A 21,695-nucleotide genomic window follows, 5' to 3' on the forward strand; every position below is an offset into this window, starting at 1 on the left:
AACGGCGAAGCGCCCCGAGAGCCTTCTCTCGGGGCGCTTTATAATCTGGGCCATCATTAACTGTCCGCGGACTCGGGGGGCTGCTGGGCATCCGGCGGGGCCGCATCCCGCCGCAGGTGGTAGAGCAGCAGCGCGAGGCCGAGCAGCGCCAGGAGGACCGCGGCCAGCTGGGCCACGCGGATCCTCCCGAAGATGAAGGAAGAGTCCTGCCGAATCGACTCGATGGCGAAGCGCCCGGCGTTGTAGAGGATCAGGTAGAGGCTGAAGACGACCCCGGGCTTCTGGCGCCGCCGGTAAGCCAGGTGGAGGAGGCCGAAGGTCACGAGGTTCCACAGCGACTCATACAGGAAGGTCGGGTGCATGACGGTGCCGTGGATGGTCATGCCCTCGCGCAGCCAGCCCGGCATGAGGCGGACGAGCCCGGCCGGGGCAGGATCGCCGTAGGCCTCCTGGTTGAAGAAGTTGCCCCAGCGCCCGATGGCCTGCGCCAGCGGCAGGACCACGCCGGCCACGTCGGCCCACGGCCAGAAGGGCTGCCGCCGGCGGGGCAGGTAGATGGCCGCGGCGATCGCCCCGCCCAGCACGGCCCCGTGAATCGCGAGGCCGCCCTCCCAGATCTTCAGGATCTGCCCCGGGTGCTGGCTGTAGTACGGCCACTGCAGGAAGAAGACCTCGTACAGGCGTGCGCCCAGGATGCCCGCCGGCACCAGGACCATGGCCAGATCGGAGACGAACTCGGGGTCAAGCCCGCGATCCCTGGCATAATGGCCTGCCAGCCAGATGGCCAGCGCGATGGCCGATACGATGATGATCCCGTACCAGCGGATGGCCAGCGGGCCGATCTGGATGGCCACAGGGTTGATGAATGCGATAGGCGGCATGATGGCCCTCCTCCATGCGTGTGCGTCCCAACATCCCCATTATGCCAGCCAACACGAAGATAGGGAAGACCGGATGCCTGGCGGGGCACCCGGTCTTGTCGCGTTGCGAGCAGGGACTACTTCACCTGTTCCAGGAGCTTTGACTGCTTGGCCAGTTGCTCAACCAGCACCTTGCGCACCGAAGCCAGGGTCTCGAGAATCTGTTCGGAGGCGACCCGATAGTACATGTTGAGCCCTTCCTTGCGGGACTCAACCAGTCCGTGCTGTTTCATCAGAGAAAGATGCTGCGACAGATTGGGCATTGTAACGTCGACGGCCTTGGCGAGGTCACCCGCAGTCATCTCTTTGTCCTTCAAGGTGTAAAGGATCTCGAGACGCTTCGGGCTTGCCAGCACCTGGCAGAGGCGGGCCTGCATCTCGTAAATGCGCCGATCCTGCTCCACGGAATCCCACCCCCAGTATAACAGACACTTAAATAGAAATTTATCACCCGTTGCAATTATCATCGCGAAGATTGATCCACTTGTCAATCAGAGTCGAACCATGTCGAATCAAATTTTCCAATACCCGTATCGCTGAGGCCAAGATATGAAACAAACATTATAGGAATGTGTTCCTACAGTGTCAACGCATTCCCGGTGAAATGCAGTCCTGCGGCGGTATTAATCGCTTTTCGGGCGGCAAGATACATCACATGCACCACAACACACATGCACCACGACAGAAGGAGGTCTTCGTGTGAAGGTAGAGACCGCTCTGACCCGGGGGGAACAGCTCTTTCCCGTGCGGCGGGTTCTGCAGGCCGACGGCACGCTGCTGGAACCGCTGCCGGATTTCCTGAGCCACGACGTGTTGAAGGACGTCTACCGCAAGATGGTCTTCCTACGGGTGTACGACCAGCGGTGCCTCAATCTGCAGCGCCAGGGGCGCATGGGCACCTTCGCCCCGTTCAGCGGGCAGGAGGCCAGCCAGGTGGGTTCGGCGTATCTGCTGCGGCCCGATCGGGACTGGATTTTCCCCACCTACCGCGACCACGGCGCGATGCACGTGATGGGCGTTCCGCTGGTCAACATCCTGCGCTACTTCATGGGCGACGAGCAGGGCAGCCGCGCCCCTGAAGGCGTGAACGCCTTCCCCATCTCCATTCCCATCGCGACCCAGCTCCTGCACGCGGTGGGGGCCGCCTGGGCCGGGAAGCTGAGGGGGGAGGACACCGTGGCCGTCGGCTACGCCGGCGACGGCGGCACCTCGCCCGGCGACTTCCACGAGGCGCTGAACTTCGCTTCCGTATTTAACGTCGGGGCCATCTTCTTCATCCAGAACAACCGGTACGCGATCTCCACGCCGATCAGCCGCCAGTTCAAGGCGCCCACCATCGCCCAGCGGGCCCTGGCCTACGACATCGCCGGCGTCCGGGTGGACGGGCAGGACGTGCTGGCGGTGCTGACCGTGATGCACGAGGCCATCGAGCGCGCCAGGTCCGGCGGTGGGCCGACCCTCATCGAATCGGTGACCTTCCGCTACGGGCCGCACACCACGAGCGACGACCCCAAGCGCTACCGCGCCCAGGAAGAGCTGGAGGAGTGGCAGGCGAAGGATCCCATCGAGCGGCTGCGGCGCTACCTGGCGGCACAGGGCAACTGGTCGGACAGCGACGATGAGGCGCTCTGGAGCGCGGCGCGGGAGCGGGTGGCGGCGGCGGTCGCCGAGGCGGAGGCCATGCCGCGCCCGTCGGTCGACGAGCTGTTCGACTACCTCTACGCGGAGCCGACGCCGAACCTGCTGCGCCAGAAGGAAGAACTGAAGGCCTACCTGGCCAGGAAGGAGGGCGGGGCCCGTGGCTAAGCTGACCCTGATCCAGGCGATCAACGACGCCCTGCGCGTCGCCATGCGGCAGGACAGCAGCGTGGTCCTGCTGGGTGAGGACATCGGCATCAACGGCGGCGTCTTCCGCGCCACTGACAAGCTCATCGATGAGTTCGGGCCCGACCGGGTGATCGACTGCCCCCTGGCGGAGTCGGGCTTCATGGGCGCCGCCATCGGCATGGCCGTCAATGGCCTGAAGCCGGTCGTGGAGGTTCAGTTTGACGGTTTCCTGGCGCCGGCGCACGAGCAGGTGGCCAACCACCTGTCCCGCATCCGCCACCGCAGCCGGGGCCGCTTCACCTGCCCCATGGTGGTGCGTGTTCCATCGTGGGGCGGCATCAAGGCGCTGGAGCACCATTCTGAGTCCATCGAAAACTGGTACCTGAATATTCCTGGTCTGAAGATGGTGGCCCCGTCGAATCCGTACGACGCGAAGGGGCTGCTGCTGGCCGCCATCGAGGACCCCGACCCGGTCCTCTTCATGGAGCCCAAGCGGCTGTACCGGGCGTTCCGGGCCGAAGTGCCCGAGGGACACTACACCGTGCCCCTGGGCCAGGCGGCCGTCGTCCGGGAGGGAAGCGACATGACGGTGCTCACCTACGGCGTGCACGTGCACACGGCGCTGGAGGCGGCCGAGCAGGCGGCTGCCCAGCACGGCTGGCAGGCTGAGGTCATCGACCTGCGGTCGCTGAACCCGCTGGACCTGGACACCATCATCGGCTCGGTGAAGAAGACCGGCCGCGCCGTGGTGGTCAGCGAGGCCCCCCGGACCGGCGGCTTCCACAGCGAGCTGATCGCCCTGATCAACGACCACGCGCTGGAGTACCTGGAGGCGCCGGTGGCCCGGGTGAGCGGCTTCGACGTCCCGATGCCCTACCTGCTGAGCGAAGACCTGTACATCCCCGACGCCGGCCGGGTTCTCGACGCGATGCAAGCGGTCAGGACCTACTAGCAGCGAGAGGAGCACACGGAACCATGGCATTCGAGTTCAAACTGCCCGACGTGGGCGAGGGGCTGCACGAAGCCGAGCTGTTGCGCTGGCTGGTGAAGGAGGGCGACACCGTCACCGAAGACCAGCCGATCATGGAGGTGCAGACCGACAAGGCCGCGGTGGAGATTACGTCGCCGGTGAACGGCAAGGTGGTCAAGCTCTTCGGCCAGCCCGGCGACATCCTGAAGGTCCACAGCGTGGTGGTGATCTTCGACGACGGGTCGCCGGGCGGCATGCCCACCGCCGAGGAGGTTTCCGCGGGCGTGGCCGCCGCAGCGCCGGGCGGGGACCAGCCGCAGGCGTCTTTGGACGTGCCGGCGCCCGCCGCAGCCGCGGCGCAGGCCCCTGCGGCGGCCTCGGCGCCGGCTCCCGCGGCTCAACCGGCGCCGGTACGCCGCGCCCTGGCCGCCCCGGCCACCCGGCGGCTGGCCCGGGAGCTGGGGGTCGACATCAACCAGGTGCCGGGCACCGGCCCCGGCGGCCGTGTGACCAGCGACGACGTGCGCGCGTTTGCCAGCGGCCAGATCGCCCCCGCGCAGGCCCAGCCGGGCGCGGCCGCGCCCGCAGCGGCGGAGGCCGGCGCGCCCTCCCCCGCGGCCGAAGCCGCCGCAGGCGATGAGCGCCTCCCGCTGAGAGGGATCCGGAAGGTCATCGCCGAAAGGATGGTGAAGTCGAAATATACAGCTCCGCACGTTACAGCAGTGGAAGAGGTGGACATGACGGATCTGCTGGCCTTCCGCGCGCAGGTGAAGGAGCTGGCCGCGCGGAAGGGCATCAAGCTGTCGTTCATGCCCTTCGTCATCAAGGCGGTCGTCGTGGCCCTGCGGGAGTTCCCCTACCTGAACGCCTCCATCGACGATGAGGCGCAGGAGATCGTGCTGCACAGGTCGTACCACATCGGGTTCGCGCTTGATACCGATGCCGGCCTGCTGGTGCCCGTCATCAAAGACGCCGACCGCAAGTCGGTCTTCACCATCGCCGCGGAGATGAACGACCTGATCGCCCGCGGCCGCGAGGGGAAGCTGAAGCCGGAGGAGATGCGGGGCTCCACGTTCACGATCTCCAACCAGGGCTCCATCGGCGGGCTATTCTTCACCCCGGTCATCAACCACCCCGAGGTGGCGATTCTGGGTATCGGGAAGACCGCGGACCGGCCGGTGGTGCGCGGCCGCGAGATCGCAATCCGCAAGATCGCGCACCTGGCGCTCTCCTTCGACCACCGCCTGATCGACGGCGGCATGGCCACCCGGTTCCTCCTGCGCATCGCGGAGCTGCTGAGCGACCCAACCCTGCTCATGATGGAGGCGATGTAAACCGTGGTGATGGGTTCCATCAAGACAGGCACCGACGTGGTGGTCATTGGCGCGGGCCCCGGCGGCTATGTGGCCGCGCAGCGGGCTTCGCAGCTGGGCCTGGACGTGACCCTGATCGAGAGCGAGGAACTGGGCGGGACGTGCCTGAACCATGGCTGCATCCCGTCCAAGGCCCTGATCTCGGTGGGAGACCTGCTGCACAAGGTGGGCAACGCCGGGGATATGGGGCTGGTGGTGAAGGGCAGCGTAGAGGTCGACTTCGCCAAGACACAGGAGTGGAAGCAGAACCGGGTGATCAAGCGGCTGACCGCCGGCGTGGCCTCATTGATGAAGACCGGTCAGGTGGAGGTCGTGCGCGGCAAGGCGCGCTTCACCGACCCCCACTCGCTGGAGGTGGAGCTGAACGAGGGCGGCACGGCCGCCTACGGCTTCAAGCACGCCATCATCGCCACGGGCTCCACGGCCATCAACCCGCCGTTCTTCCCCCTGGACGGGGAGAACGTCGTCGATGCCCGGGGCGCCCTGGCCTTCCGGGAGATTCCTGCCCGGTTCGTGGTCGTGGGCGGCGGCTACATCGGCGTGGAGCTGGGGATCGCCTACGCCAAGCTGGGGTCGAAGGTGACCATCATCGAGGCGACCGGCCAGCTCCTGCCCGGCACCGACCCCGACCTGGTGAACGTGCTGATGCGCCGCCTTCGGCGGCTCGGGGTGACCGTCATGCTGAACTCCCGGGCGTCGGGGGGCCTGCAGAACGGCAAGGTGAAGGTGCAGGACGGCGAGGGCCGGGAGCAGGAGATCGAGGCGGACAAGGTGCTCGTCTCCGTCGGCCGGGCGCCGTACACCGAGGGGCTGCAGCTGGACAAGGCCGGGGTGAAGGTGGACGAGAAGGGCTTCATCCCCGTCGATGAGCAGATGCGGACCAACGTCCCCCACATCTACGCCATCGGGGATGTCTGCTCGCCGGTGATGCTGGCGCACAAGGCCAGCGCCCAGGGCCGGGTGGCCGCCGAGGCCATCGCCGGCAAGCCGGCGGCGGCTGACTGGCAGACGGTGCCGGCGGTGATCTTCACCGATCCGGAGATCGCCTACGTGGGCCTCACGGAGGCGCAGGCGAAGGAGCAGGGCTACGACCCCGTCGTCTCCCGGTACAACTTCGCCGCCGTGGGCCGCGCGCTGACCATGGGCGAGTCCGACGGCATGGTCAAGCTGGTGGGCGATCGTCAGACCGGGCTCCTGCTGGGGGCGCAGATGGTCGGTCCCGAGGTGTCGGAGCTGATCGGCGAGATCGCCCTGGCCCTGGAGATGGGGGCTCAGGTGGAGGACGTGGCGCTCACGCCCCATTACCACCCGACGCTCTCGGAGGGAATTCTGGAGGCGGCGCTCTCCTGGATGCACAGCATCGAGAAAGCCGGGCGCAAGTAGCCACAAACGGGGCCTGAGGGAAGCAGCCCTCCGGCCCCGTTTTCGCGTCCCCTTTCGCAGCGGTGAACGGTTCCCCTATACTAAAGATGAAATGCGCGCAAAGGGGTGATTCCGCATGCCGCTCCGTGTTCTCGTGGTGGACGACGATCCCAAGATCACCGCCTTCCTGCGTAGGAGCCTGGCGCTGGAGGGATACGACGTCACCGTCGCCAACAGCGGCACGGAGGCCTTGCGCATCGTCGGCGCCTCGCCGCCGGATCTGATGGTGCTCGACATCATGATGCCGGATGTCGACGGGCTCGAGGTCTGCCGGCGCATCCGGGCGGCCGGCGAGACGTTTCCCATCCTGATGCTGACCGCCCGCGATGCGGTGAGCGACCGGGTGAAGGGGCTCGATCTGGGCGCCGACGACTACCTGGTCAAGCCGTTCGCCCTGGAGGAGCTGCTGGCCCGGCTGCGGGCCCTGAGCCGCCGCGGCGCCGCCGCCCAGGGGGAGGACGGCCACCGCGTGCTGCAGTACGCCGACCTCCGGCTCGACACTGCCACCCGCGAGGCGTTCCGCGGCGACCGGCAGATCTCGCTCACGGCCAAGGAGTACGAGCTCCTGCACCTCTTTCTCTCGCACCCGCGCCAGGTGCTCACCCGCGACACCCTCATGGAGAAGGTGTGGGGTTACGACTACTCCGGCGAGTCCAACGTGCTGGAGGTTTACGTTGCCTACCTGCGGTCGAAGCTCGAAGCCGGGGGAGAGCCGCGGCTGATCCAGACGGTGCGGGGCGTCGGATACGTCCTGAAGGAGTGAGCCACACGTGTCGCTTCGGCTCAGGCTCGCCTTGTTCTACACGGCCCAGCTGACGGCCGCCCTGCTGCTGTTCAGCTTCCTCACGTACGGCGCGCTGCAGTGGAACTACATCCGCGAGGTGGATGCCTCGCTCCACTCCGTGGCGTGGCGGGTGGCGGAGAACATGCAGCGATTCTGGCGCATCCCCCCGCTGCGGAGCCTTGCGGACCGGTCGACCTTCATCCTGGTGCGCACCGATGAGCTGGTCATCGCGCAGTCCAGCGATTTCGGCACCTTCCCCGTGCCGGCGGAGGCGCGGGGGGGCAGGGCCACCTACACCACCGAACGGGATGTCAACGGTGAGCCGTACCGCCTGTACACCCTGCCCGTCTACGTGAACGAGCAGCCGGTCTTCTGGGTGCAGGTGGCGCAGCCGCTGCGCCTGCTGGAGCGGGTGCTCACGAGCCTGCGGCCCATCCTGGGCGCGGGAATGGCCGGCTTCGCCCTGCTGACGGGCGCCGTGGCCTGGTGGCTGGCGGGACGGGCGATCGCGCCGGTGCAGCGCGTGGCCGGCGCGGCGGAGTCCATCGGGCAGTCGGCGGACCTCAGCCTCCGGGTTCCGTACAGCGGTCCCCGCGATGAAGTGGGCCGCCTGGTGCACACCTTCAACGGCATGCTGGACCAGCTGCAGGAGCTGTACGGGCGCCTGGCGGCCGCGGTGGACGCCCAGAAGCGGTTCGTCGCCGATGCCTCTCACGAGCTCCGCACGCCGCTCACGATCATCCGCGGCAACATCGACTACCTGGAGCGGGCGGGCACGCTGGACCCCGAAGCCCTCTCCGACATGAAGGCGGAGGCCGCCCGCATGTCGGAGCTGCTGGAGGAGCTGCTCGCCATGGCCCGGGCAGACGCCGGCCAGAAGCCGGAACTGGAGCCGCTCTCCCTGGGCCTCCTGGTGCGCGACGTCTGCCACAAGGCCGAGGCCCTGCCGCACCAGGTTGAGTTCCGCCTGGAGCTTCCCCCGGCGCTGGACCGCGTGATGGTGCTGGGCCACGAAGCGTGGCTGCGCAGGGCCCTCCTGATCCTGCTGGACAACGCCTTCAAGTACACCACCAGCGGGTCGGTGACCGTGCGGGCCGGCCGGCAGGGCGACGGCGTCGTCCTGCAGGTGATCGACACCGGCCCGGGCATCGCGCCGGAAGATCTGCCCCGGGTGTTCGACCGGTTCTTCCGCGCCGATCCGGCCCGGTCGCGGGGCGGCAGCGGGCTGGGGCTGGCCATCGCTTCGTGGGTGGCCGGGCTCCACGGCGGCCGGCTGACGGCGGAGAGCACGGTGGGCGAGGGCTCCACGTTCAGCCTGTGGCTGCCCATCTACCGGCCGGCCGTCCCGCAGACAAATTCTTAGCTTCCCTTAAGAAACCGTTCAGTTCCCTTTCAGCAGGGCGTCCTAAGATGAGAGTGCAGGCTATTGGACAATGGGGTGCATAAGGAGGACGCCGCCCATGTTTGACGATAAGTTTGATCCCAAACCCGACGCGAATCCGGAAGAGCCGGCAGCGGAGGGCGTTTCGGAGCAGCAGTCCGAATCCCGTCCGGAACTGGAACTGCCCGAGATTCCTGCACCTCAGCCGGCCGCGCCTCCGGCCGTGCTGTACGACCCGCCTCGGTTCGAGCCGCGGGCGAGGGAGAAGCAGAGCGGCCGGGGCCGGGGGTGGAAGCTTGTCGCCGGCGCCGTGGCCCTGGTGATGCTTTCGGCCGCTGTCAGCAGCGGTTCCACCTACTATCTGATGAAGCAGCATCTCGCCGCGCAGCCGGCGAACTACCAGCAGACCGCGCCGATCACCTCCATCCAGCCGGTCAGCCAGACGGTGGCTGAGGTCGGGGCCAGCGTCATTCCCGAGATCTACCGGCGGGTGGCCCCGGCGGTGGTTTCGGTGGATGTGGAGGGCGGCTTCGGCTATTACCGCACCCGGGGCAGCGGGTCAGGCTTCGTGGTGGACCCGGAGGGGTACATTCTGACCAACTACCACGTCATCGAGAACGCCCGGCGCATCACGGTGGAGTTCCTCGACGGCACCACCTTGCAGGCCCAGGTGGTCGGTACGGACCGCACCAGCGACCTCGCGGTGCTCAAGGTGGATCCCGGCGATAAGGCGCTGGTGGCCGTGACCCTGGGCGATTCCGACGAGGTGCAGGTGGGCGAGCTGGCCATCGCCATCGGCAACCCCTACGGCCACGACTTCACCGTGACGGCCGGCATCATCTCCGCGCTGGGACGCGAGATCGTTGAGCGGACGACGTCCATTCCCGGCGCCATTCAGACCGATGCGGCCATCAACCCGGGGAACTCCGGCGGGCCCCTGCTCAACAGCCGGGGCGAGGTCATCGGTGTGAACACGGCCATCGAGGCGCCGTCGCAGTTCTCGGGCAACGTCGGTCTCGGCTTCGCGGTGCCCATCAACACCGCCAAGGCGATTCTGCCCACGCTGATGGCTGGCGAGACCGTTGAGCGGCCCTATCTGGGCGTCTACCTGGGCGACGTGGACGAGTGGTACGCCCGGGTGCTGGGTCTGGAGGCGGCCGAGGGCGCCGTGGTCCTGTCGGTGGTTCCGGGCACGGCGGCCGAGGAGGCCGGCCTGCGTTCGGCGGAGTATGACCGGCTCGACCGCCTGATCAGCGCCGACGTCATCGTCGCCGTGGACGGGCAGAAGGTGACCGACAGCAGCGCCCTGGTGGCCCGCATTCTGCAGTACAAGGTGGGCGATGAGGTTGAACTGACGGTCGTGCGCGACGGCGAGCGGCTGACGATGAAGGCGACGCTGGGCGCCCGGCCCGAAGAATAGCCCCGGTATGCGCCGATTTCTCCCGGGAGCGGGCAGACTAAGCCTGCGGGACCGCTGCCCGCAAGAAGGAGGAATCGGACCGTGGCGAAGAAGAAACGCCAGAGGATGCAGGCAGGCAGCCGCGGCGACGCGGCGCAGTCGATGGGCCTGGACCATGGATCCCCGTCGCTGGTGGCGATGGACAGCCCTGACGACCCGCAGCTCGGGGCGCCGGCCGGGCAGGTAAGCCGGAACCGGGCCAGGACGTCCGGCCGCGAAGGCGGCCGCTGAGCCGGCAGCCAGATCCTGCCGCCCGGCGGCGGGCATGGAAACGGGCCCCCCGCGCAGACTATGTTCTGGCCTCGTGACTCTGCGAGCAGACCAGACCTGTGCGGAGGTGGTGTCGATGCGCATCGCCGTGGAAGACGGCCTTGAGAATGTGAAGCAGGCCCTGCGGGCCGAAGGGTACAAGATCACCAAGCTGTCTCCCGGGAAGATGGAGGGTGTCGGCGCGGCCGTGGTCACCGGCATGTCCAACAACTTCATGGGCATTCACGACACCAACGGCAATCGCTTCCCGGTGATCGACGCCACGGGCAAGACCGTCGACGAGGTGGTCCGGCAGGTGAGGGAGCGGGGCCTGCAATAGCGTTCACCAAGGAAAGGAAGGGGGGCCTGTCGCCCCCCTTTCTTACATGTGGTACGCCTCCCAGCCTACGTGCCCGGGGGGTTCAGCCCCTATTCTATCGTGCCGGGCAAGGAAGCTTCCGGCGGAACTTTGATGTGATAAGAATAACAATAAGAAAAAGGAGGAATTCGGCGGAGACTGGCCAATATAGATGGACCGATGGTCTGACCATCTGACCAGGTGGCTGCCGGGGGCGCGCGCACGGCCGTCCACGGGTCTGAGGGTCGGGCCGAGCAAGGGGGGGGGCGTCTCTGGTGTCGTCTGGCGTACTTGCGTTGCTGGCCGTCAGTCCCATTGTCACCGTATTCCTGTTCCTGGTCATCCTGCGCTGGCCGGCGAGCCGGGCCATGCCCCTGGCGCTGGTCGTGACGGCCGTGGTGGCCGTGACGGTGTGGAAGGTGAGCGTCCTGCGCGTGGCCGGCTCCATCGCGCAGGGGGTCGTGGTGGCCCTGGACATCCTGTTCATCGTGTTCGGCGCGCTGCTCTTGCTGGCCACGCTGCGGGAGAGCGGCGCCGTGGCCACCATCCGCCGGGGGTTCATGGATATCAGCCCCGACCGGCGCATTCAGGCCATTATCGTGGGCTGGCTCTTCGGCAGCTTCATCGAGGGCGCGGCCGGTTTCGGCACGCCCGCCGCGGTGGCCGGGCCGCTGATGCTGGCCCTGGGCTTTCCGGCGTCGGCTGCCGTCATGGTGGGCCTGATCATCCAGTCGACCCCCGTGACCTTCGGCGCCATCGGGACGCCGATTCTGGTGGGGGTCAGCACCGGGCTGACCACGGAGATGGTGCAGAGCTACGTGGCGGCGGGCGGCTTCGGGCAGTGGACCGACTACCTCTGGCAGATTGCCTGGCGGGCGGCGGTGCTGCACGCGGCGGCCGGCACCCTGATTCCGCTCATCATCAGCAGCTTCCTCACCGGTTTCTATGGCGAGCGCCGCTCCTTCGCTGAGGGCCTGAAGGCATGGAAGTTCGCGCTCTTCGCCGCCTTCGCCATGACCGCTCCCTACCTGCTGGTGGCCTACTTCCTGGGGCCGGAGTTCCCCTCCCTCATCGGCGGGCTCGTGGGCCTGGCCATCGTGGTGACCGCTGCGCGGAAGGGCTTCCTGGTGCCCGACGAGGTCTTCGACTTCCCGCAGCGGACCCGGTGGGAGAAGGACTGGATGGGCACGATGGAAGGCGAGGCGGGCGAGGAGCGGCCCGGTATGACCCTGCTCAAGGCCTGGATGCCCTACGTGCTGGTGGCGGCGCTGCTGGTGCTGACGCGGATTCCCCAGGTGGGGCTGAAGGCGCCGCTGAGCAACATCGTGATTGGCTGGAGCGACATTTTCGGCACCGGCCTCTCAGCCTCGGTGACGCCGCTCTACTCGCCGGGCTTCATTTTCATCCTTGTCTCGCTGGCGGTGGTGGCGCTCCACGGCATGAACCGGCCTGCGGTGGGGCGGGCCTGGTCTTCGGCCTTCAAGCAGGTGCTCGGGGCGGCGCCGGCGCTGCTCTTCGCCGTGCCGATGGTGCGGGTCTTCATCAACTCTGACGGCGGCGCCGCAGGCTTGGCGTCGATGCCCCTCACCCTGGCCACCGCCGCCGCCAACGCCGCAGGGGCCGCGTGGCCGTTCTTTGCCCCCTGGATCGGGGCGCTCGGGGCGTTCGTCGCCGGCTCCAACACCGTTTCCAACATGATGTTCGCGCTCTTCCAGTGGGGCGTGGCCGACCAGATCGGGGCCATCCGAGAGGTGGTGGTGGCGGCACAGGCGGTGGGCGGCGCCGCGGGCAACATGATCACCGTCCACAACGTGGTTGCGGCGTCCGCGGTGGTGGGCCTTGCCGGCAGGGAGGGGGCGATGATCCGCAAGACCATCATCCCCATGACCTACTATGTATTGCTGGCCGGCTCGCTGGCTTACATCTGGAACTACGGCCTCGGGCTAAACCTCGGCACCATCGTGCTGGCCGGACTGCTGCTGGTGGGGCTCGGCATCCTCGTGCGCGCCCGCGCCAGCGCGGCGTCCGTGTCGCAGGCGGGCCGCGCCTCGGGGATGTAGGGGGATGGGCGGAATGCGCGTCTCCCTCTTCATCACCTGCCTGGCCGACCAGCTCTTCCCTGAGGTGGGGATGGCCACCGTGCGGCTGCTGCGCCACCTGGGAGTGCAGGTGGACTTCCCTGAGGGGCAGACCTGCTGCGGCCAGGCGATGTGGAACAGCGGCTTCCACGCCGAGGCGAAGGCCCTGGCTCGCACGCACCTCGCGGCGTTCGCCGACAGCGAATGCATCGTGGCCCCGTCGGGCTCGTGCGCCGGCATGGTGCGAGGCCACTACGCAGAGCTTTTCCGGGAGGAACCCGCGCTGCTGGAGCGGGCCCGGCAGGTGGCGGCGCGGACCTATGAACTCTCCGAGTTCCTGGTGGAGGTGCTGGGGGTGGAGGACCTGGGCGCTGCATACCGCGGCCGGGCGGTCTACCACAACGGCTGCCACATGGCCCGGGTGCTGGGGGTGACCGAGCCGCCGCTGCGCCTTCTGCGGCGGGTGCGGGGGCTCGAGCTGGCGGAGATGGCGCGGCAGGACCTGTGCTGCGGCTTCGGGGGCACCTTCAGCATCAAGCAGCCGGAGATCTCCGTGGCGATGGCGGACGAGAAGATCGAGCACCTGCACGCCACCGGCGCCGACCTGCTGGTGGGGACTGACGCGGCATGCCTGATGCAGCTGGAGGGCCGCCTGCGCCGCCTGGGCTCCCGGGTGCGGGTGCTGCACCTGGCGAACCTGCTGGCCGAGGGGGTGGGCCTGGGATGAACAAGCCGGGTGCGGGCGCGACTGAACCCGCTGGCGGCCTGGGTGGGAAGACATTTGATGAGCGGGTCTCCCGCGCCCTAGCCGATGGCCGCTTGCGAGGGGCCCTGCGCTTTACCACCGACCGGCTCTTCCGCATGCGCCGCCAGGCGATGGAGGCGCTGCGGGCCTCCGCCGAGGAGGGGCTCGCCCTGGGCGACTTCGAGGAGGTCCGGGCCCGGGCGGCGGCCATCCGGCAGCATGCGGTGGCTCATCTGGACTTTTACCTGGGCCAGGCGGCCGAGCAGATCCGACGGCGTGGCGGGCAGGTCCACTTTGCCCGCACGGCAGACGACGTGGGGCGGGTGGTCCTCGAGATCGCCCGCCGGCGCGGCGCCGATCTGGTGGTCAAATCCAAGTCGATGGCCTCTGAGGAGGTGCACCTGAACCAGGTCCTGGCCCGGGCCGGCATCGAGGCGGTGGAGAGCGACCTGGGCGAGTACATCGTCCAGCTGGCCGGCGAGACGCCGTCGCACATCATCATCCCCGCCATTCACAAGACCCGGGAGCAGGTGGCGGAGCTCTTCGGCCGTGTGATCGGGCAGGAGCTGCCCACCGACACGCCGACGCTGACGGCCGTGGCCCGCCGGGTGCTGCGGGAGAAGTTCCTGCGCACCGAGATCGGTGTGAGCGGCGCCAACTTCGTGGTGGCGGAGAGCGGCACGCTGGTGCTGGTGACCAACGAGGGAAACGGCCGGCTGGTCACCTCGGCGCCGCCGGTCCACGTGGCCATCGTGGGCATCGAGAAGGTCATCCCCACGCTGGCGGACCTCTCGCCCCTGCTGGCGTTGCTGGCCCGCAGCGCCACCGGGCAGCAGATCACCACCTACACCCACCTGATCACGGGCCCGCGGCGGCCTGGCGAGCTCGACGGCCCGGAGGAGCTCCACGTGATCTTCCTGGACAACGGGCGCTCGCAGCTTCTCGGCAGCGCGTACGAGCAGGTGCTCACCTGCATCCGCTGCGGGGCCTGCCTCAACGTCTGCCCGGTCTACCGGCAGATCGGCGGGCACGCCTACGGCGGGGTCTACAGCGGCCCCATCGGCGCGGTGATCACCCCGCTGCTGGCCGGCCGGGCCGAGTGGTCTGACCTGCCGATGGCCAGCAGCCTCTGCGCCGCCTGCGACGAGGTCTGCCCTGTGGGCATTCCCCTGCACGACATGCTGGTGCGCCTGCGGGAGGAGCACGTGGCCGCGGGCCGCAGCGGCGCCGGGGAGCGGCTGGCGATGCGGCTGGTGGCCTGGGCCTGGCGCCGCCCGTGGACCTACCGGCTGAGCGGCCGGCTCGCCCGGTGGCTGCAGCGGGGCCAGTTCGGCGGCGACGGCCACTGGTCAGAGCGGGGCCCCGGCCCCCTCGCCGCCTGGGCCGCTGGCCGGCAGGTTCCTGTGCTGGCCCGGCGCTCCTTCCGGGAGCGTTGGCGGGACCTGGCCGCTGAGCCCACCCGGCGTGTAGCGGGGTCGTCCCGGCCGGCGGAAGCACGGTCCCGGACGGCGGAGGCGCAGGGGCCGGATCAGCCCGGGAGGGAGGTGGGGCGCGGATGACGGAGCAGGAGTTCCTGACAGCCCTGGCCCGCCGCAAAGGGCGGGATCGGCCCATGACCGGGCGCGCGGGCTGGGCGAGTGCCCGGTCGCTGCCTCCTGTCTGTCCCGACTGGGGGGTGGACGCCCTCTGGGAGCGGTTCGCCCGGGAGCTGGAAAAGCTGGGCGGCACCGCCTACCGGGCCGGTTCGCGGGCGGATGCCGGCGAGTACGTGGTGCGCGTTGCGGCCACGTTGGCCGGGCTGCCGGAGGACCGGGGGGCAAGGGGCGGAGGCGCGGAGGCCGAGGTCGCCGGAGCTGGTGCTCCGGCCCCCGGCGGGGATCGCCCGGTGGTGGTGGCCTGGGACGCCCCGGTGGTCGCAGCGCTGGGGTTGCGTGACGCACTGGAGGCCGCCGGCCTGGACCTGGCGATCTGGGGGCAGAGCGCGCCGGAGGCTGGGCAGCAGGCCACGCCGGGCTGGAATGCGAAACAGTTGGCGGCCCGCGCCCTTGCGGGGATCACGGGGGTCAACTGGGCGGTCGCGGAGACGGGCACGCTGCTGCTCAGCTCCGGACCCGGCCGGGGGCGCCTGGTCAGCCTGCTGCCCCCCGTGCACATCGCCCTGATCCGCCCGGACCAGTTGCTGCCCTCGCTGGCGGAAGCCGTGAGGCGGGTCGGGGAGGCGGGGGAGCTGCCCTCATCGCTGGTGCTGATCACCGGCCCCAGCCGCAGCGCAGACATTGAGAACGACCTGAGCATCGGCGTCCACGGACCCGGCAGCCTCCACGCCGTGCTACTGCCCGAGTAGGCCGTTTCTGCCCGCAGGTCAACCCCACCACTCGGGGGCTGCGGGGCGGGACCTGACCGAAGTGTCATCGCGTGCGGGCCCCGACCGCCGTTCGTTCCGCTGCCGGGGAGCAGCGCCGGCGAGGGCGAACGGGAGCGGGGCCTGCACTGGCGTTCACCAAGGAAAGGAAGGGGGACTGTCGCCCCCCTTCCTTCATGTGCTGCGTGAAGGATCCGGAGTCTGGCCGGCCAGCGCCTGCTGGGCTGCCATGATGGCGTACTTGACCATGTTCCCTGCTTCCCTGGAGGTAAGCTGACCGTAGTCGCCTGGCTGCACCCGGTCGCCGGCGCCCTGCAGACGTGCGAGGTACATCTTGGTCTCGTCGGAGAGCAGTGAGCGTCTGCGTGCCATGGCAAATCCCCCCCCCGTCTGGCTGGCGTTACCGCTCGATGCGGCGGATGCCCGGCTTAGGTCCCCGCTCCTGGGGAATGAAGGTTTCGCACAGGGTGTGGTTGGATGTCCGCGCCTCAACGCCCATGGCGCCAACTTCCATGTTGGCGTTTCCGAGCGTGGCGGGGTTGCTGCGGACCATGATCTCCTCGGCCACGCAGTTGTCGCCGGCGCCGTAGTAGTAGCAGCTGCTGACGGTGCAGCGGATCTGCTGACTGGCCATCGCGTTCACCTCCCCAACTAGTCTCGGCGCATCGGCGACCGTTCATACAGGCAAACGCTGCACCGCTCGCGCGAATCGCGGAGAATTTGTCTCCTTGACCCTTGCGGGCGGGGGCGGAACGCGATATATTGTGATAGGTTGCCACTCCAACTGGTGGGGTGACGACTCAGATGAGACGGCGTGGCGATTTCTGGCCTTGACATTCTGCGGTTTGTGCTTTACAATCCGTGCTATTGCACGGGCCTGACAGGCCGGGCCACGTTGATCTGGAGGTTGAGATCGTCTCAACACAGGATTGTGGAACCGTAGGAACCTAGCACGCCTTAAAGGGTTGGGGCTGTGCCCGACTTTTCCCCCGTTGGCGTGACGATGGTCCCGTCTAGCTTGAGAGGGCTAGAAATGATTGCCGAAGGGGGAGTTCTACCATGGCCTACTCGACCTATGGCCGCCACGTCACCATGGATCTGCGCGAGGTTGCCTTCGAGAAGCTGAACGACATCGAGTTCTTGAAGGAAATCATGTACGAAGCCGCAGCCAAGTGCGGAGCCACGGTGGTCGGTGAGAGTTTCGTCCAGTTCAGCCCTCAGGGCGTCACTGGCGTCCTGGTCCTTTCAGAATCGCACCTTTCGATTCACACCTATCCTGAAGAGGGCTTTGCTGCGATCGATTGCTACACTTGCGGCTACACCGTCGATCCGGCGGTCGCCTGCGAGTACATGAAGGCGGCGTTGGGAGGTCGGGTAGCGGGTTATCGTGCCCTCCGCCGTGGTAGCGGAGCAATCGAGGACCTGAACACGAACACGTTGCACCTGGCCGCAGCCAACTAAAGAGCAGAAGAGACGAAAACTGCGCGTTTTTGCGAGGCTTCCGCACGGGGGGCCTCGCTTTTGTCTGTCCGGAGCCAGCATGAAGGGCGGGGCCCGTCCATAGACTCCGGGGGGAGGGGTGGAGATGGGCGGGCAAGCACAGTGTGTGGAGGGAATCCGTCCCTGAGGATCGGCAGTGTGGCAGGGGTGCGGGTTGAGGTGCACTGGCTGTTTCTGCTGGCCCTGCTCATCGCCGCGGTGAGTGGGTACTACCTGGAGGCCTTGATTCTGCTCGGCTCGCTGGCAGCGCACGAGCTGGCCCACCTCATCGTGGCGTGGCTCCTGGGGGTGGACATCGACTCGCTGGTGCTGACGCCCTTCGGCGGCATGGCCCGGCTCGATCCGTCCCTGGAGACCGATCCCCAGTCTGAGGTCTCCGTCGCCCTGGCCGGGCCGGCGCAGTCGTTTCTGCTGGCCGGCCTGGCCAGCTTCCTGATGGGCGACGCCCTGTTCGACCCCTCGCTGGTGCGCTTCTTCTTTCAGGTGAATGCCAACCTGGCCTTCTTCAACCTGATTCCCGCCCTGCCCCTGGACGGCGGGCGCGCCCTGCGCGGCCTCCTGGCCCAGCGCTGGGGGTACCGGCCTACCACGGTGTGGATGGCACGCCTCGGCCTGTTCTCGGGCGCGGCCATGCTGGCCGCCGCGCTCGGGGTGCTGGCGTCCGCCGGGCAGGTGTTCCTGACGCCCCTGGTGGGCGGCCTGTTTCTCGCGCTGGGCGCGGTGGCGGAAGGGGATGAGACGGTGTTCCGTTCGTACCGGCAGTTTCTGCACAAGCGGCGGTGGATGGCCCGGCAGCGGCTCATTCCGGGCGGCACCCTCGTGGTCGTGGAGGGAACCCGCATCGGCGAGGTGCTGGAGCGGCTCTCCGCCCGACGGTACCACCTGGTCCTGGTGGTGGACCGGTCGCTGCTGCCTGTGGGCACCCTGCACGAGGCGGAGATCATGGACGCGTTTCAGGCCCTGGGGCCCCGGGCGACGGTGGAGGAGGTGCTGGATCTGTAACCCCGCCGTTTACTTACTCGCCGCTTTCGCGTAACATCTAGCTTAGGTGACCGCAATCACAGACGAGAAAAGGGGTGACGGCATGACAGAGGCCCTGCGCGAGCGCATCGAGCGCGTGCTCCCCCGGGTCTCCAAGCCCGCCCGCTACACCGGCGGCGAGTGGAACGCCGTGGTGAAGGATCACGACAAGATAGACGTCAAGGTCGCCTGGACCTTCCCCGACGCATACGAGGTGGGCATGTCTCACCTGGGGTCGCTCATCATGTACCACCAGATCAACCGGCGGGACGACGCCTGCTGCGAGCGGGCGTACGCCCCGTGGACCGATATGGAAGCGGAGATGCGGGCCGAGGGGATCCCGCTCTTCACGCTGGAGAGCTGGACGCCCGTGGGCGAGTTCGACATCATCGCCTTCCCGCTGCTCTATGAGCTGACCTACACCAACCTGCTGACCTGCCTGGACCTGGCGGGGGTGCCCCTGTTGGCTGCGGAGCGCACCGCCGAGCACCCGCTGGTCATCGCCGGCGGCCCCTGCGCCTTCAACTGCGAGCCGCTGGCCCCGTTCCTGGACGTGGCGGTGCTGGGCGACGGCGAGGAGGTCATCCACGAGATCCTCGACACCTACAAGGCCTGGCGGGACGAGGGGCGCAGGGACCGGCGGGAGCTGCTCCGGCGCATGGCGGGCATTACCGGCTGCTACGTGCCGGGCTTCTATGAGGTGTCCTACAATCCCGACGGCACGATCAGGGAGTACCGTCCCACCGAGCCCGGGGTGCCCGAGGTCGTGGACCGGGCAACGGTGAAGGATCTGGACAGCATCGACTACCCCACCCGCCCCGTGGTGCCCAACACGCAGATCGTCTTCGACCGGGCGCAGGTGGAGGTCTTCCGGGGCTGCACGCGCGGCTGCCGCTTCTGCCACGCGGGCTACATCACGCGCCCGGTGCGGGAGCGCTCGCCCGAGGAAGTGCAGCGGCTGGCCCGGGAGATCGTGCGCAACACCGGGTACAGCGAGCTCTCGCTGGTCTCGCTCTCCACGGCCGACTACACCGACGTGCAGCAGACGGTGGGCCGGCTGTCGGACGAGCTCCGGTGCGACGGCGTGAACGTCACCCTGCCCTCCACCCGGGTGGACGCCTTCTCGGTGGCCGTGGCCGACGCGGTGAGCAAGGTGCGGAAGGGCTCGATCACCCTCGCACCCGAAGGGGGCTCAGCCCGCATCCGCCGGGTCATCAACAAGACCGTCTCAGACCGGGACATCCGCGACGCCATGCGGGCGGCCTTCCAGAGCGGCTACCGGGCGGTGAAGCTCTACTTCATCCTCGGCCTGCCCACCGAGACCGATGCCGACCTGGAGGCGATCGCCGAGAAGGGACACTGGGCCCTGGAGATCGCGGAGGAGGAACTGGGCCGCCAGGAGGCCCGCAAGGTGCGGGTGACCATCTCGGTCTCCGTCTTCGTGCCCAAGCCGCACACGCCGTTTCAGTTCGAGCCGCAGGTGACCCTGGAGGAGGCCAAGCGGCGGCAGCAGTATATCAAGCGCTTCCTTAAGGACCGGCGCATTGAGTACAAGTACCACGATCCCGATGTCAGCCACATCGAGGCGCTGCTCTCGCTGGGCGACCGGCGGGTGGCCGATGCCGTGCTGCGGGCCTGGCAGATGGGGGCCCGGTTCGACGGCTGGAACGAGCAGTTCGATTACGACCTGTGGCTCCGGGCGTGCGCCGAGAGCGGCGTCGACGTGGACTTCTACACCTACCGCAAGAAGGGCTACGGGGAGCGGTTCGCCTGGGACCACCTTTCGCCCGGCATCAGCCGGGAGTGGCTGATCGACGACCACCGGCGGGCCATGTCTGAGCTGGAGGTGGAGGACTGCCGGTGGGAGAACTGCGACCTGTGCGGCGTCTGCATGCGCTACGACGTGCTGCCGACTTTGAAGCCCGCGGGCTTTGTGGGAGAGGACGAACTTGAGGTTACGGATTCGACTGGCTAAACTGGGGCTGGCCCGGTTCCTGTCGCACCTGGACCTGCAGCGGGTCGTGGAGCGGGGGCTGCGGCGGGCCGAACTGCCGCTGGCCTTCACCCAGGGTTTCAACCCGCACCCGCGCATCAGCTACGCATCTGCCCTGGCCACGGGGACAAGCAGTGAGGGCGAGTTCATCGACGTGGACCTGACCGAGCCGGTGGAGCCGGAGGAGTTCCTGGCCCGGGCCAACGGGGCTCTGCCGGCAGACGTGCGGCTGCTGGAAGCCCGCCCCGCTCCCGAAAGCGGCGAGTCGCTGATGGCGCAGATCAACGCGGCAGCGTACCGCCTGACGCTGGAGGGCGCCGACGAGGCGGCCCTGCAGGCGGCCGTGGCGCGGCTTCTGGAGGCTGAAGAGGTCGTGGTGACCCGGGAGGGCCGCACCGGCCCGCGCCCGGTCAACATCCGCCCCCAGGTGTACGCGCTGGCGGTGGAGGGGCCCGGCGAGCTGCGGGCGCTGGTGCAGACCGGCTCCAAGGGCAACCTGCGGCCCGAGGAGGTGGTGGCGGGGCTGGCGCAGCTCTCGCCCGACCTGGCGGGGGTCGCGTTGGTGCGCGCCCACCGGCTCATGCTCTACCGGCGCGACCCCGAGACCGGGGAGTGCGTGGAGCCCTGGTCGCTGTAGGCAGGCAGACGTGACAGCGCCCGTCTCCGTCGGAGGCGGGCGCTGCTGGCTGTGGGCCGAAAGGTGGAGGCTGACTGAAGGAACCAGCCGGGAACCGACGTCTTACCCATTGGGTTCGGCGATCTGGATCAGACGCCAGAGAGGAGGGATCGGCTCATGGAGGAACGGGAGAAGCTCGAGAAGATGGACCTACTGCGCAACCGCTTCAACATCTCCTACGCCCGGGCCCGGGAGGTTCTCGAGGCCAACGGCTGGGACGCGGTGGCGGCGGCGATCCAGCTGGAGGAGGAGCAGGCGCCCAGGGGCTACTTCACCGAGGAGATGAAGGTGAGCGGCAGGGACCTGGTGGAGACTCTGAAGCGCATCCTGCACGAGGGGAACGTCAACCGCATCATCGTGCGGGACCCGAAGGGCTACGAGATCCTCAACCTGCCGGTGGGCGGCGCGGTGGTCTTCGCCCTGATCCTGCCGGTGCTCACCGCCCTCAGCGCGGCGGTGATCCTGGCGCTGGATTACACCGTCGTGGTGGAGCGGAGTTACTAGACAATACGAACGGGCACAGCCCGCCGGGGAGGGCCGGAGGGCTGTGCCCGTTCCTCAGCCGCCTTCGTGCAGGA

Annotated in this window: 22 protein-coding genes; 18 read left to right on the forward strand and 4 right to left on the reverse strand. The window is 68.3% G+C overall.

The window, feature by feature from the left end; genetic code table 11:
* Nucleotides 1–56: 56 nt before the first annotated feature.
* Nucleotides 57–881 carry a prolipoprotein diacylglyceryl transferase gene (lgt, locus tag ACZ45O_RS16035; RefSeq protein ID WP_464854362.1) on the reverse strand — a complete coding sequence of 275 codons (825 nt, stop codon included), beginning with the start codon at nucleotides 879–881 and terminating at the stop codon, nucleotides 57–59.
* Nucleotides 882–997: 116 nt separating this feature from the next.
* Entirely contained in the window at nucleotides 998–1,324 is a 327-nt protein-coding gene (locus ACZ45O_RS16040; RefSeq protein ID WP_464854364.1) for an ArsR/SmtB family transcription factor, read from the reverse strand.
* Nucleotides 1,325–1,619: 295 nt separating this feature from the next.
* Between ACZ45O_RS16040 and pdhA the strand changes: the two genes are divergently transcribed.
* The 13 genes from pdhA to ACZ45O_RS16105 all read left to right on the forward strand — a co-directional run bounded on the left by pdhA (nucleotide 1,620) and on the right by ACZ45O_RS16105 (nucleotide 15,910).
* On the forward strand, nucleotides 1,620–2,726 hold the full coding sequence (gene pdhA / locus ACZ45O_RS16045) for a pyruvate dehydrogenase (acetyl-transferring) E1 component subunit alpha (protein ID WP_464854365.1): 1,107 nt from the start codon (nucleotides 1,620–1,622) through the stop codon (nucleotides 2,724–2,726).
* Complete coding sequence (locus ACZ45O_RS16050) at nucleotides 2,719–3,699, forward strand: alpha-ketoacid dehydrogenase subunit beta (RefSeq protein ID WP_464854367.1); 981 nt, start codon at nucleotides 2,719–2,721, stop codon at nucleotides 3,697–3,699. The genes pdhA and ACZ45O_RS16050 overlap by 8 nt, the downstream gene beginning before the upstream one ends.
* Before the next feature lie 23 nt (nucleotides 3,700–3,722).
* A complete protein-coding gene (locus tag ACZ45O_RS16055) occupies nucleotides 3,723–5,051 on the forward strand; it encodes a dihydrolipoamide acetyltransferase family protein (protein ID WP_464854369.1) in 1,329 nt (442 codons plus the stop codon).
* A gap of 9 nt (nucleotides 5,052–5,060) precedes the next feature.
* Nucleotides 5,061–6,473 carry a dihydrolipoyl dehydrogenase gene (lpdA, locus tag ACZ45O_RS16060; RefSeq protein ID WP_464854371.1) on the forward strand — a complete coding sequence of 471 codons (1,413 nt, stop codon included), beginning with the start codon at nucleotides 5,061–5,063 and terminating at the stop codon, nucleotides 6,471–6,473.
* 115 nt (nucleotides 6,474–6,588) lie between these two features.
* The gene (locus ACZ45O_RS16065; RefSeq protein ID WP_464854373.1) at nucleotides 6,589–7,275 is read left to right on the forward strand and encodes a response regulator transcription factor; all 687 of its coding nucleotides are present in this window, start codon (nucleotides 6,589–6,591) and stop codon (nucleotides 7,273–7,275) included.
* A gap of 7 nt (nucleotides 7,276–7,282) precedes the next feature.
* A complete protein-coding gene (locus tag ACZ45O_RS16070) occupies nucleotides 7,283–8,659 on the forward strand; it encodes a sensor histidine kinase (RefSeq protein ID WP_464854375.1) in 1,377 nt (458 codons plus the stop codon).
* 97 nt (nucleotides 8,660–8,756) lie between these two features.
* Complete coding sequence (locus ACZ45O_RS16075) at nucleotides 8,757–10,097, forward strand: S1C family serine protease (RefSeq protein WP_464854377.1); 1,341 nt, start codon at nucleotides 8,757–8,759, stop codon at nucleotides 10,095–10,097.
* Between the two features lie 81 nt (nucleotides 10,098–10,178).
* The gene (locus tag ACZ45O_RS16080) at nucleotides 10,179–10,367 is read left to right on the forward strand and encodes a hypothetical protein (RefSeq protein WP_464854378.1); all 189 of its coding nucleotides are present in this window, start codon (nucleotides 10,179–10,181) and stop codon (nucleotides 10,365–10,367) included.
* A gap of 73 nt (nucleotides 10,368–10,440) precedes the next feature.
* Nucleotides 10,441–10,725 carry a YkuS family protein gene (locus ACZ45O_RS16085; protein WP_464854379.1) on the forward strand — a complete coding sequence of 95 codons (285 nt, stop codon included), beginning with the start codon at nucleotides 10,441–10,443 and terminating at the stop codon, nucleotides 10,723–10,725.
* A 293-nt stretch (nucleotides 10,726–11,018) separates the two neighbouring features.
* Nucleotides 11,019–12,803 (forward strand): L-lactate permease, encoded by a 1,785-nt coding sequence (locus ACZ45O_RS16090; RefSeq protein ID WP_464854380.1) that lies wholly within the window; start codon nucleotides 11,019–11,021, stop codon nucleotides 12,801–12,803.
* Between the two features lie 13 nt (nucleotides 12,804–12,816).
* Nucleotides 12,817–13,548 (forward strand): (Fe-S)-binding protein, encoded by a 732-nt coding sequence (locus ACZ45O_RS16095; RefSeq protein WP_464854381.1) that lies wholly within the window; start codon nucleotides 12,817–12,819, stop codon nucleotides 13,546–13,548.
* Nucleotides 13,545–15,125 carry a LutB/LldF family L-lactate oxidation iron-sulfur protein gene (locus ACZ45O_RS16100; protein WP_464854383.1) on the forward strand — a complete coding sequence of 527 codons (1,581 nt, stop codon included), beginning with the start codon at nucleotides 13,545–13,547 and terminating at the stop codon, nucleotides 15,123–15,125. Before ACZ45O_RS16095 ends, ACZ45O_RS16100 begins: the two co-directional genes overlap by 4 nt.
* Nucleotides 15,122–15,910, forward strand: coding sequence for a LutC/YkgG family protein (locus ACZ45O_RS16105; protein ID WP_464854385.1), 789 nt, complete (start codon nucleotides 15,122–15,124; stop codon nucleotides 15,908–15,910). Before ACZ45O_RS16100 ends, ACZ45O_RS16105 begins: the two co-directional genes overlap by 4 nt.
* A 192-nt stretch (nucleotides 15,911–16,102) precedes the next feature.
* Here ACZ45O_RS16105 and ACZ45O_RS16110 read toward each other — a convergent pair whose 3' ends face one another.
* Together ACZ45O_RS16110 and ACZ45O_RS16115 are read right to left on the reverse strand one after the other, a co-directional pair.
* Entirely contained in the window at nucleotides 16,103–16,300 is a 198-nt protein-coding gene (locus ACZ45O_RS16110; protein WP_464854386.1) for a small, acid-soluble spore protein, alpha/beta type, read from the reverse strand.
* Nucleotides 16,301–16,328: 28 nt separating this feature from the next.
* Entirely contained in the window at nucleotides 16,329–16,562 is a 234-nt protein-coding gene (locus tag ACZ45O_RS16115) for a DUF1540 domain-containing protein (protein ID WP_464854388.1), read from the reverse strand.
* A gap of 425 nt (nucleotides 16,563–16,987) precedes the next feature.
* Here ACZ45O_RS16115 and speD point away from each other — a divergent pair, with 425 nt between their 5' ends.
* The 5 genes from speD (at nucleotide 16,988) to ACZ45O_RS16140 (ending at nucleotide 21,621) form a co-directional block, all read left to right on the forward strand.
* Nucleotides 16,988–17,389 (forward strand): adenosylmethionine decarboxylase, encoded by a 402-nt coding sequence (speD, locus tag ACZ45O_RS16120; protein ID WP_464854390.1) that lies wholly within the window; start codon nucleotides 16,988–16,990, stop codon nucleotides 17,387–17,389.
* Between the two features lie 198 nt (nucleotides 17,390–17,587).
* Nucleotides 17,588–18,430 carry a M50 family metallopeptidase gene (locus ACZ45O_RS16125; protein ID WP_464854392.1) on the forward strand — a complete coding sequence of 281 codons (843 nt, stop codon included), beginning with the start codon at nucleotides 17,588–17,590 and terminating at the stop codon, nucleotides 18,428–18,430.
* 82 nt (nucleotides 18,431–18,512) lie between these two features.
* On the forward strand, nucleotides 18,513–20,423 hold the full coding sequence (locus ACZ45O_RS16130) for a TIGR03960 family B12-binding radical SAM protein (RefSeq protein WP_464854394.1): 1,911 nt from the start codon (nucleotides 18,513–18,515) through the stop codon (nucleotides 20,421–20,423).
* The gene (locus tag ACZ45O_RS16135) at nucleotides 20,398–21,078 is read left to right on the forward strand and encodes a TIGR03936 family radical SAM-associated protein (RefSeq protein WP_464854395.1); all 681 of its coding nucleotides are present in this window, start codon (nucleotides 20,398–20,400) and stop codon (nucleotides 21,076–21,078) included. The genes ACZ45O_RS16130 and ACZ45O_RS16135 overlap by 26 nt, the downstream gene beginning before the upstream one ends.
* A 156-nt stretch (nucleotides 21,079–21,234) precedes the next feature.
* Nucleotides 21,235–21,621, forward strand: coding sequence for a DUF4342 domain-containing protein (locus ACZ45O_RS16140; protein ID WP_464854396.1), 387 nt, complete (start codon nucleotides 21,235–21,237; stop codon nucleotides 21,619–21,621).
* Nucleotides 21,622–21,695: the final 74 nt, after the last annotated feature.

It is taken from the genome of Symbiobacterium turbinis, from assembly GCF_055383075.1.

Excerpts from the sequence above, each read along its gene's own strand:
- ACZ45O_RS16130 (WP_464854394.1), top strand. The coding sequence starts at position 18,513 with ATGACAGAGGCCCTGCGCGAGCGCATCGAGCGCGTGCTCCCCCGGGTC.
- lgt (WP_464854362.1), bottom strand. The coding sequence starts at position 881 with ATGCCGCCTATCGCATTCATCAACCCTGTGGCCATCCAGATCGGCCCG.
- ACZ45O_RS16115 (WP_464854388.1), bottom strand. The coding sequence starts at position 16,562 with ATGGCCAGTCAGCAGATCCGCTGCACCGTCAGCAGCTGCTACTACTAC.
- ACZ45O_RS16105 (WP_464854385.1), top strand. The coding sequence starts at position 15,122 with ATGACGGAGCAGGAGTTCCTGACAGCCCTGGCCCGCCGCAAAGGGCGG.
- ACZ45O_RS16065 (WP_464854373.1), top strand. The coding sequence starts at position 6,589 with ATGCCGCTCCGTGTTCTCGTGGTGGACGACGATCCCAAGATCACCGCC.
- ACZ45O_RS16110 (WP_464854386.1), bottom strand. The coding sequence starts at position 16,300 with ATGGCACGCAGACGCTCACTGCTCTCCGACGAGACCAAGATGTACCTC.
- ACZ45O_RS16140 (WP_464854396.1), top strand. The coding sequence starts at position 21,235 with ATGGAGGAACGGGAGAAGCTCGAGAAGATGGACCTACTGCGCAACCGC.
- speD (WP_464854390.1), top strand. The coding sequence starts at position 16,988 with ATGGCCTACTCGACCTATGGCCGCCACGTCACCATGGATCTGCGCGAG.
- ACZ45O_RS16055 (WP_464854369.1), top strand. The coding sequence starts at position 3,723 with ATGGCATTCGAGTTCAAACTGCCCGACGTGGGCGAGGGGCTGCACGAA.
- ACZ45O_RS16095 (WP_464854381.1), top strand. The coding sequence starts at position 12,817 with ATGCGCGTCTCCCTCTTCATCACCTGCCTGGCCGACCAGCTCTTCCCT.
- ACZ45O_RS16100 (WP_464854383.1), top strand. The coding sequence starts at position 13,545 with ATGAACAAGCCGGGTGCGGGCGCGACTGAACCCGCTGGCGGCCTGGGT.
- ACZ45O_RS16075 (WP_464854377.1), top strand. The coding sequence starts at position 8,757 with ATGTTTGACGATAAGTTTGATCCCAAACCCGACGCGAATCCGGAAGAG.
- lpdA (WP_464854371.1), top strand. The coding sequence starts at position 5,061 with ATGGGTTCCATCAAGACAGGCACCGACGTGGTGGTCATTGGCGCGGGC.